This window comes from Halomonas sp. (assembly GCF_041689495.1).
Taxonomy (GTDB): domain Bacteria; phylum Pseudomonadota; class Gammaproteobacteria; order Pseudomonadales; family Halomonadaceae; genus Halomonas.
Window position 1 is genome coordinate 1 of the sequence record NZ_JBDNGD010000337.1, and the last position, 3,283, is coordinate 3,283.

The 3,283-nt window shown below is 64.7% G+C and carries 4 protein-coding genes; 2 read left to right on the forward strand and 2 right to left on the reverse strand.

Annotated features, from left to right (window positions below; genetic code table 11):
- On the reverse strand, positions 1–484 hold a 484-nt coding region (gene pyrE, locus ACESMD_RS10745; protein ID WP_372613012.1), incomplete at its 3' end, for an orotate phosphoribosyltransferase.
- Between the two features lie 135 nt (positions 485–619).
- Here pyrE and ACESMD_RS10750 point away from each other — a divergent pair.
- The gene (locus ACESMD_RS10750; RefSeq protein WP_372613006.1) at positions 620–1,387 is read left to right on the forward strand and encodes an exodeoxyribonuclease III; all 768 of its coding nucleotides are present in this window, start codon (positions 620–622) and stop codon (positions 1,385–1,387) included.
- 77 nt (positions 1,388–1,464) lie between these two features.
- Here ACESMD_RS10750 and rph read toward each other — a convergent pair whose 3' ends face one another.
- Positions 1,465–2,187 (reverse strand): ribonuclease PH, encoded by a 723-nt coding sequence (gene rph / locus ACESMD_RS10755; protein ID WP_372613008.1) that lies wholly within the window; start codon positions 2,185–2,187, stop codon positions 1,465–1,467.
- Positions 2,188–2,302: 115 nt separating this feature from the next.
- On the opposite strand from rph, the gene ACESMD_RS10760 reads away from it, so the two are divergent.
- Complete coding sequence (locus ACESMD_RS10760; protein WP_372613010.1) at positions 2,303–3,166, forward strand: YicC/YloC family endoribonuclease; 864 nt, start codon at positions 2,303–2,305, stop codon at positions 3,164–3,166.
- Positions 3,167–3,283: the final 117 nt, after the last annotated feature.

Here is a 3,283-nt window from a genome sequence, read left to right on the forward strand (position 1 = left end):
CGCTGCCGCGTTCCTGGCGGTCCAGGGCGATGACCACCCCGGCGGCCTGCGCGCCCGAGCCCTTGATGAGGTCCATGACCTCGCGGATGGCGGTGCCGGCGGTGATGACGTCATCGATGATCAGGATGCGCCCGGCGAGCTCGGCACCGACGATATTGCCGCCCTCGCCGTGATCCTTGGCTTCCTTGCGGTTGAAGGCATAGGGCAGGTCGCGGTCATGGTGGTCGGCCAGGGCCACCGCCGTGGTGGCGGCCAGCGCTATCCCCTTGTAGGCCGGGCCGAAGAGCAGGTCGAATGCCAGCCCGCTGTCGGCGATGGCCCGCGCATAGTAGCGACCCAGACGTGCCAGGGCGCCACCGGTACGAAACAGGCCGGCATTGAAGAAGTAGGGGCTGACCCGGCCGGACTTCAGGGTGAAGTCACCGAAACGCAACACCCCCTGCTCGATGGCGAAGGCGATGAAGTCTCGCTGGTAGGGTTGCAGCTTGCTTTCAGGCTGGCTGGACACGCCGCGAATCTCCTCCTCGGGTTCTTGCCTATCATGGCCATGGGCAAAGGTCATTTACCCAATCGCCCAATCGTCGGGTATCATACAGGCGCGACGCAAAAGGGACCATGTATGAAAATCGCCACCATCAATGTCAACGGCATCCGGGAGGCAGTCGGCCGGGGCTTTCTCGACTGGCTGGCCGATCAGGACGCGGACGTCGTCTGCGTTCAGAACCTCAAGGCCAAGAGCTTCGAGCTCGACGACAGCATCCTCTACCCGGAAGGGTACGAGGGCTACTTCCTCGATGCCGAGCAGGATGGCTTCGTCGGCGTCGGGCTGTATTGCCGCAAGATTCCCAAGGCGATCATGTATGGCCTGGGGTTTCCGCAGTGCGACAATGAGGGCCGCTTCCTGCAGGCCGACTACGACCGCTTCAGCATCGCCAGTTTCCTGATGCCCGATGGCAGCGACCTCGCCGCCAAGCAGGCCTTCATGGCGCAGTCCCAGGATTACCTGGGCAAGATGGCCCGCAAGCGCCGGGAATACATCATCTGCGGCAGTTGGCACATCGCCCACAAGACCATCGACCTGGCCAACTGGGCGGACAACCAGGCCACTCCGGGCTTCAAGCCAGAGGAACGCGCCTGGATGGACGAGACCTTCGGTCCCACCGGCTTCATCGATACCTTCCGCGAGATCAACCGCGACGCCGGCGAGTACACCTGGTGGCCGAAACTCGACCAGGAAGTACCGCGCTCACGCCAGGAAGGCTGGCGCATCGACTACCAGGTGGTGGGCCCCAATTTCCGGTGCCATGTGATCGACGCCTGGATCGATTATGACGCGACCTTCTCCGAGTTCGCCCCCCTGATCGTCGAGTACGACCTGACGATCTGATCTCATTCCCTGCGTCGCCGTTGCGAAGCCCTGACACCGACCTCGAGAGCCGAGCGGTGCCAGGATAGGCCCGGGGCCTAGCGTCGTATCCCCAGGGCCTCGCGCTGATGATCGAACAACTGGGCGCCCGCCTTCTCGGCCAGATCGAGCATGGCATCGAGTTCCGCGCGACTGAAGGCCGCCGTTTCCGCCGTGCCCTGGACCTCGATCAGCCCGCCGCCCTCGGTCATCACCACATTCATGTCAGTGCCGGCTGTGCTGTCCTCCGGATAGTCGAGGTCGACCACCGGCGTCCCGCGAAAGATACCCACCGACACCGAGCTGACCAGCTGCCGGAAGGGGTCGGACTTGATCTTCTTCTCCCGCTGCAGGAAGCGGATGGCGTCGACCAGCGCCACACAGCCCCCGGTGATCGAGGCGGTACGGGTGCTGCCATCGGCCTGGATGACGTCGCAATCCACGGTGATGGTGAACTCGCCGAGCTTCTTGAGATCCACTGCCGCGCGCAGCGAACGACCGATCAGCCGCTGGATCTCCAGGGTACGCCCGCCCTGCTTGCCCTTGGTGGCCTCGCGACCGCCGCGGGTGTGCGTGGCCCGGGGCAGCATGCCGTACTCCGCGGTGATCCAGCCCTGGCCCTTGCCGCGCAGGAAGCGCGGGACTCCGGCCTCGACGCTGGCGTTGCACAGCACCCGAGTATCGCCGAACTCCACCAGCACGGAACCCTCGGCGTGGCGGGTATAGTCGCGGGTGAGTCTGATCTCGCGGGGCTGGTCGGGCTGTCGTCCACTGGGGCGCATAGAACCTCTCGTCTGTCGGGTTGAAGGGATCGGCCGTACAGGCCTGTGGCCGCCATTCTACACCCTGAATCGGGTACACTGGCCCTCCGCCTGCCGGACACTCCCAGGAGTTGCCATGACTCACAGCATGACCGCCTTCGCCCGCCAGGTGCATGACGCCGATTGGGGGAGGCTGGAACTCGAGCTGCGTTCGGTGAACCAGCGCTACCTGGAGCCCCATTTTCGTCTGCCCGAGAGTCTGCGCGACCTGGAGACGGCATTTCGTGAGGCACTGCGCAAGACCCTGGCCCGGGGCAAGGTGGAATGCAGCCTGCGCTTCGAGCCCGCCGGTCCGGATGGTCGGCTCGCCGTCAGCCCGGAACGTCTCGAGGCATTGGCCGTGGCCCTGGCGGAAATACGCCATGCCGTGCCCGGTGCCCCGATGCCCGATGCCCTGGCACTGCTCGAGCACCCGGGCGTCCTCGACACTCGCGGACCGGACATGGATATCGTCAGGGCCGTTGCCCTGCCCCTCTTCCAGGCCACCCTGCACGACCTGGTGGCGGGCCGCCGCCGGGAAGGCGACAAGCTCGCCGTGCTCATCCGTGAGCGGCTGGCGGCGGTGAATGCCCAGATCGGCGAGGTACGCCGCCTGATGCCGGAGATCCTCGAGCGCCAGCACACCCAGTTGCTGGAGCGCCTGGACACGGCACGTTCCGAACTCGACCCCCAGCGCCTCGAGGCCGAACTGGTGCTGCTCGCCCACAAGGCCGATGTCGACGAGGAACTCGACCGCCTGGCCACCCATGTCGCCGAGGTGGAGCGCCAGCTGGAGCAGAAGGGGCCAATCGGTCGACGCCTGGACTTCCTGATGCAGGAACTCAACCGCGAGGCCAACACCCTCTCATCCAAGTCGGTCGTCGCCAGCACCACCCGCTGCGCGGTGGAACTCAAGGTGCTGATCGAACAGATGCGCGAGCAGATCCAGAATATCGAGTAGGCTACCTATTGAATTTTAAGGAGGAGCAGCCGTCCACCTAAATATTTCGACGAAGACAATCATAGCGCATGGCTAGTTTCCATTACCGCATATCCTTCACTTCCGGCAGCTTGTATC

What these genes read in the sequence shown, in the direction of transcription:
- ACESMD_RS10750 (WP_372613006.1), top strand. Translation starts at nt 620, where the DNA reads ATGAAAATCGCCACCATCAATGTCAACGGCATCCGGGAGGCAGTCGGC.
- rph (WP_372613008.1), bottom strand. Translation starts at nt 2,187, where the DNA reads ATGCGCCCCAGTGGACGACAGCCCGACCAGCCCCGCGAGATCAGACTC.
- ACESMD_RS10760 (WP_372613010.1), top strand. Translation starts at nt 2,303, where the DNA reads ATGACTCACAGCATGACCGCCTTCGCCCGCCAGGTGCATGACGCCGAT.